The 5,470-nt window shown below is 65.5% G+C and carries 4 protein-coding genes and 1 pseudogene; 4 read left to right on the top strand and 1 reads right to left on the bottom strand.

Annotated elements, in window-relative coordinates:
- A partial coding sequence (locus tag ACFDS3_RS18625) for a diacylglycerol kinase family protein (protein ID WP_375263843.1) occupies window positions 1-335 on the bottom strand: 335 nt, incomplete at its 3' end.
- Between the two features lie 628 nt (window positions 336-963).
- On the opposite strand from ACFDS3_RS18625, the pseudogene ACFDS3_RS18620 reads away from it, so the two are divergent.
- From ACFDS3_RS18620 to ACFDS3_RS18605, 4 genes and pseudogenes are all read left to right on the top strand, one after another.
- Window positions 964-1,462: pseudogene (locus tag ACFDS3_RS18620) on the top strand (PTS sugar transporter subunit IIA).
- 435 nt (window positions 1,463-1,897) lie between these two features.
- Entirely contained in the window at window positions 1,898-3,307 is a 1,410-nt protein-coding gene (locus ACFDS3_RS18615; RefSeq protein ID WP_375263842.1) for a cytochrome c, read from the top strand.
- Window positions 3,292-3,780 (top strand): (2Fe-2S)-binding protein, encoded by a 489-nt coding sequence (locus tag ACFDS3_RS18610; protein WP_375263841.1) that lies wholly within the window; start codon window positions 3,292-3,294, stop codon window positions 3,778-3,780. Before ACFDS3_RS18615 ends, ACFDS3_RS18610 begins: the two co-directional genes overlap by 16 nt.
- The coding region (locus ACFDS3_RS18605) for a molybdopterin cofactor-binding domain-containing protein (RefSeq protein ID WP_375263840.1) at window positions 3,777-5,470 on the top strand (1,694 nt) is incomplete at its 3' end. The genes ACFDS3_RS18610 and ACFDS3_RS18605, both read left to right, overlap by 4 nt.

Here is a 5,470-nt window from a genome sequence, read left to right as displayed (position 1 = left end):
TTGTCGCAGCATGTGCCGTCTGCTGCGCCCCGTTGATCATCACGCCGGTGGTGGCACTCATCGCTGCGGGGGGCGCCGGGCTGACTTGAAACCGGACCACCCGATTGGGACAGGCCATCGCCCGAGAGGATTGTCCGGTGGCCAAAGCCCAAGCTGGTTGCCACGTTATTGGAACCCCCGAGCGGAATGATACCGAAGGGGCGCCGCCGATCCGGCAAATGGGCCTCAACTTTGCACACAGTCCCATCCCCACCCGCGACGATGAAGAGGCCGGCTTCCTGCGCCAGGCAGTCCCGGATGTTATCCGAGGACGCTGAGCAATATGTCACCGACATGTCCTGGGCCGCCAGCCACAAGTTCCTCTCCCGGATGTTCGCCCGTACCTACCAACGGGTTGTGAAACAACAGTGCCCGCATTTCCGCCGCACCTTTCCTCGGTGACGCCTCAACTTCTAAACGCCAGACGAGTTTCAGCAAACTTGACCTCGCTTCGAACTTGTTTGGCCAAGGCTGGGAGCCGGATGAACCCGCGCAATCACAGCACAGAATTTTGTCGCGTCGGACGTTTCATCACCTCGAGGCCTACAGGAGATTATCAGAGCCGCCGACTTCACCGACACCGAAGTCGCTGATGCGCCCGCTGATCGGTGGGGGCGATGGTGATTGTAAAATCAACCGCCCGAGACTCTCGTGGCTCGAGAGCATCGGAGCCGCGCGACATCTGCCAGCGGCCTTTAGCTGCAGCAGCCGCGGACACTCTGCCTCGTCTCATTTCGTCATGTTAGCGTGGAGCGCTCCGCTGCGCGATTGCAGCGCGGCAGCCTGAGGGCGGCGGGAACAGATCCGCGTCAGGTGGAAAACGCGGCCACGCCTGAAGGGACGCCCCGCCGCACGAAGCCGCGTCTCCCCGCAGCCTCAGAGCCGAGGGTGACTTGGCGCCCGAGCAGCGATACACAAGCCGGCATGCGCCTCTCCCAACTTCTCACAGTCGAAGCTGCCCGCATCGTCTCTATGATCACCAGCAAAAAGCGGCTGTTCAAAACCTTGTCCGAGGCGGCTGCACAGGCCTACGGCTGCCCTCCGATGCTGTGTGCGGGGCGTTGATGGACCGGGAGAAGCCGGGCCCGACGGGTGTTGGTCAGGGCGTTGCCCTGCCCCATGCGCAGCTCGACACTCTCGAGCATGAGCAAGGAGTTTTCATCCGCCTCGTGCGGCCGCTGGATTTCGGATCAATCGACCGGCAGCCGGTCGATCTCGTCTTCGGCCTGTTGGCCCCGACAGACAAGGGGTCGACCACCTCAAGGCGCTGGCCGGAGTATCGCGGATGTTGAGGAACCCGGACGTGTACGCCAAGCTCAGGGCAAACAATGATCCGCTGACGCTCCACGCAATCCTGACCGAGCCTGCAGTCGCACGGCCTAAATGGCGCATCCGGCCGCGATCTGGTTCATCCTGCGCGTGACCGGCGTGGCTGGGACAGTGCAGGTGATCAGCAACTCAACGATATGACAAGGCTACCGGCCGGCGGAACCCGGGTTTTAGCGGGCGCGTCCTCTATGAGAGAACGGCGCCTGCGAACGGGGCAAGCCGTCAAGCGAGAGCCAGTCCTTTCAAGGGAGCATCACCGCAAGTATCCTTTCATAGGGGGAAAACGCCATCGCTGCCGATCAGTCGTACGACGGCCATTACAAGAATGAAGAGCCAAGCCCGGCGGAGGCGAGGGTCTGGTACCGTCCAGCATCTCGTTCGAAAGGCCGAGAGCGGTGTGCGGAGCGACCTGAGCAAGCTGATCGACGTCACCGTCAGGGTTCCAAACCGCGAGCAGCTGCGCGAGGCTCCCGACGTTGTGGCGCTGGAGCAGCGGGAACAATTTGCGACACGTCCCGATTGAGAAGCCATGCGTGTCACGTGGTTCAGAGTTCTCCTGGGTTTCCTGCTGTTGCTCGTCGGAGCACTGATCGCCGCTTTGATTTGGGCGCACGAACCGGCGATTGCCGAGGTTGATCGACCCGATCCCGAAGCCTTCGATGCCTCGGCTGTTGAAGAGGGTGCCCGTCTCGCCGCGGTCGGCAACTGCATTGCCTGCCATACCGTTCCGGGCGGAGAGGCTTTTGCCGGCGGTCTTGCCGTACCGACCCCCTTCGGAACGATCTATTCGACCAACATCACGCCTGACCCGGAAACCGGGATCGGAAACTGGGGCCTTGCCGCCTTCGAACGCTCAATGCGGGAGGGCATCGACCGAGAGGGAAACCACCTCTACCCGGCCTTCCCCTACACGCATTACACGCTCACCAGCGACGAAGACATTGCCGCGATCTATGCGTACCTGATGACGCGGCAACCTGTGGAATACGCCGCCCCCGAGCCCGATCTTCCCTTCCCGCTGAACATGCGCCCGATACTCGCGGGCTGGAAGCTTCTGTATTTCGACAAGGGGGCGTTCGTTCCCGACCCAGATGCATCCGACCTGATGAACCGGGGTGCCTACCTCGCCGAAGGGCTGGGGCATTGCGGTGGCTGCCATACGCCGCGCAACTGGGCCGGCGCGCAGATCGACGAGGCCCACTGGTCCGGCGGGTCCGCCGAAGGCTGGACCGCCTATCCAATCGACGAGACGTCGCCGGCCCCGATCCCGTGGCGGGCCGAGGACCTGGCCTTCTACCTGCGCCACGGCTGGCACGCGGCGCATGGCGTCTCGCGCGGGCCGATGGCCGAGGTGACCGGCAATCTCGGGCGCCTGCCCGACGAAGACATCGTAGCCATCGCCACCTACACCGCCGCGCAGATGGGCACGCCATCGCAGGACGAGATCGAAGTCGCGGACCAGCTTCTCGAGGCGGTCCAGACCGGGCGCGGTCGGGGGCAGGCCGCCGACACCATGGCGACGCCGCCCGCACCCGAAAACGAGCGCGGCGCGGCGATCTTCGCCACCGCCTGCGCATCCTGTCACGAGGCCGGGCGGCCGCAACCCTATGGCGGGCTGGACTTCCGGCTGAGCACGGCCGTCCATGCCGGCAGCCCGCAGAACATCGTAAACGTCACGCTTTTCGGCCTGCCCCCGGCCGACGGCGCGGCCAGCGCGATCATGCCCGCCTACCGGAGCGTGCTTTCCGACGCGGACATGGTGGCGCTCCTTGACTACATGCGGGCGGCCTACACCGACCTGCCCGCGTGGGAGGGGCTGGAGGAGATGATTTCGGCCACCCGCAGCGGCGAGCACCACGTCTCGATCCGTCCGGCCGACATGATCGAGCGGGGACCAGGCAACCTGGGAGCGGAGGAACAGCCATGGCGACAGGACTGACGATCAACGGCGCGGCCGTAGAAGCCGTCTCGGACCCGGAAACGCCGCTTCTCTACGTGCTGCGGGACGAATTCGAACTTAACGGCGCGAAATATGGCTGCGGGCTGGGCCAGTGCGGCGCATGCACGGTCATGGTTGATGGCGAGGCGGCACTGTCGTGCCTGATGCCGCTGATGACGGTCGAGGGGCGCGACGTGACCACCGTGGAAGGGTTGGGCACGATCGACGATCCCGGCCCCATGCAGCGCGCCTTCATCGCCGAACAGGCGGCGCAGTGCGGCTACTGCATTCCGGGAATGATGATGCGGGCGCAGGCGCTTCTGGTGTCGAACCCCGAGGCCGACGAGGCCGACATCCGTCAGGCGCTGGAATGGAACCTCTGCCGCTGCGGGACTCACATGCGCATCCTGCGCGCCATCCGTCGCGCCCGCGACGAGCTTCAGCGCACCTCGGTCGAGGGAGAGACGCCATGACAGCCGAATTCAGCCGCCGCGCCTTCCTTGGCGCCACAGGCGGCGGCCTCGTCGTCACCTTCGCGATGCGTCGCGCCTGGGCGCAGGAAGAAGAGGCCGAGGTCACACGGCCGGATCAGGGCCTGCCCGGCAGCCTTGGCGATCATCCGACGCTCGACAGCTGGATCAGGATCAGCCCTGAGGGCGAGATCACGATCTTCACCGGCAAGGCAGAGCTGGGTCAGGGAATCAAAACGGCGCTTCTTATGGTCGCCGCCGAGGAACTGGCCGCCGATCCGGGAGAGATCGAAATCCTCTCCGCGGACACCGCCCAGACACCGAACGAAGGCTATACCGCCGCCAGCCATTCGATGGAGGAAAGCGGCATGGCGATCCGCCACGCCGCTGCGAATGTGCGCCTTCTGCTGCTTCGCGAAGCGGCCCGCCAGCTTGACGCCGACGTTTCGGAGCTGCTTGCCGAGGACAAGGTGGTGCATGGCCCCGGTGGTTCGATCGGCTATGGCGAACTGGCAGCCGCCCTGAACCTGAACGTCCCGGCACAGATCGACGTACCGCTTCGGGATTCCGGCGACTTCAGCGTCATGGGCGGCGACTTCCAGCGCATCGACATCCCGCCCAAGGTCACGGGCCTGCCGATCTACGTGCAGGACATCCGGCTCGAAGGGATGGTCCATGCCCGCATCGTCCGGCCGCCCGGCGCCGGGTCGGAACTCGTCTCGGTCGAGATCGCCCCGGTCGAAGAGATGGACGGGGTGATCGGTGTTCACCGCGACGGCAACTTCCTTGCCGTGGTGGCCGAGCGCGAGTGGCAGGCGATCCGCGCCATGCGCGCCCTCGAACGCGCGGCAGAGTGGGACGTGCAGGAAACCCTGCCCGAGAAGGACCGCATCTACGACTGGCTGCGCGAGAACGAGACGGACGTGGGCACAGTGGCCCAACAGGGTTCGGCCACCGTGCCGTCTGGCGAACGGTCGCTGCGGATGACCTTCAACCGGCCCTACATGATGCACGGCTCCATCGGCCCCTCCTGCGCCGTGGCGTCGATGGAGGGCGATCAGCTTCGCATCTGGTCGCACACGCAGGGCGTCTATCCTGACCGCACCGCGATCGCCGAAATGCTGGGCATGCCCGAGGACCGCATCCGCATCAGCCACGTGCAGGGCGCCGGGTGCTATGGCCATAACGGCGCGGACGACGCGGCCGCCGACGCCGCACTGATCGCGCGCGCCTTTCCCGGCCGGCCGATCCGCCTGACATGGATGCGCGAGCAGGAACATGGTTGGGAGCCCTACGGCTCGGCCATGACGATGGACCTGGCGGGCGCCGTGGACGGCAGCGGCCGGATCTCTCACTGGACCCACGACTTGTGGAGTTGCTCCCACGTCACGCGCCCGCCCGGTGCGAACAAGCTGCTGCCGGCGAACCTCTTGGCCAATCCGATCCCGTTCGAGCTCCCCGACCTTCTGATCGTGCCGCCGGGGCTGGGCGACCGCAATTCGGTGCCGCTCTATACGATCCCGAACAAGCGGATCCTCTATCACTTTGTGAAGCCGATGCCGATCCGAACCTCGGCCCTGCGGGCGCTTGGCGCCTATGCCAACGTGTTCGCGCTGGAAAGCTTCATGGACGAAATGGCGGCGCTCGCCGGGGCCGATCCCGTCGAGTTCCGCCTGCGCCACCTGGACGATCC

The sequence above is a fragment of the Palleronia sp. genome, assembly GCF_042089775.1.
Taxonomy (GTDB): domain Bacteria; phylum Pseudomonadota; class Alphaproteobacteria; order Rhodobacterales; family Rhodobacteraceae; genus Palleronia.
This window is presented reverse-complemented; position numbering and strand designations above follow the sequence as displayed.

Bases quoted from the DNA above. Each gene is read 5' to 3' on its own strand.
- ACFDS3_RS18615 (WP_375263842.1), top strand. From the start codon at position 1,898: ATGCGTGTCACGTGGTTCAGAGTTCTCCTGGGTTTCCTGCTGTTGCTC.
- ACFDS3_RS18610 (WP_375263841.1), top strand. From the start codon at position 3,292: ATGGCGACAGGACTGACGATCAACGGCGCGGCCGTAGAAGCCGTCTCG.